Genomic DNA, 640 nt, shown 5'->3' on the forward strand with positions numbered 1-640 from the left:
CACGGCCGAGCGGCCGCCAGCTCCACCACGTTCAACGTGAGCGGCCCGAGGAGCGCTCATCGCCGACCGGCTCCACCGGGTCCGCCGGTTCCAGCAGGGCCACGCACTCCACGTGGTGCGTCATCGGGAACAGGTCGAAGGCCCGCACGCTCGTGAGGCGGTAGCCGTGCTCGGCGAAGATCGCGACGTCGCGGGCGAGCGCCGCCGGATCACAGGCGACATAGACGACGGCGCGGGGCGCCCGGCGCACGACCTCCTCGACGACGGCGCGCTTCGCCCCGGCACGAGGCGGGTCGAGGACGACCAGGTCCGCGCTGTCCCAGGCCTTCCCGAGGCCACTCGCCAGCACGGCACCCACGTCGCCGGCCGTGGCCTGCAGCCCCGGGCAGTTGGTGAGCGAGAGGCTCGACGCCGCAGCGTCTCCCTCGACGGCTGCGACCCGACCGTCGGGCCCCACGGCGTCGAGGAGGAACCGGCTGAACAGGCCGACCCCCGCGTAGAGGTCGAGCACCGACTCCCCCGGCTGCGGCGCCAGGGCCGTCAGCACGGCGTCCACCAGCGCTTCGGGGGCCCCGGGGTGGACCTGCCAGAAGCCACCGTCGGCCACTGCGAACGTGCGTCCCCGGACGTCGTACGACGG

1 pseudogene is annotated in these 640 nt (G+C 74.5%); it reads right to left on the minus strand.

The window, feature by feature from the left end:
• Positions 1-31: 31 nt before the first annotated feature.
• A pseudogene (locus ACOADB_RS14995) lies at positions 32-640 on the minus strand (class I SAM-dependent RNA methyltransferase); the annotation flags it as partial.

The organism is Nocardioides sp. CPCC 206348 (assembly GCF_048654705.1).
Lineage (GTDB): Bacteria > Actinomycetota > Actinomycetes > Propionibacteriales > Nocardioidaceae > Nocardioides.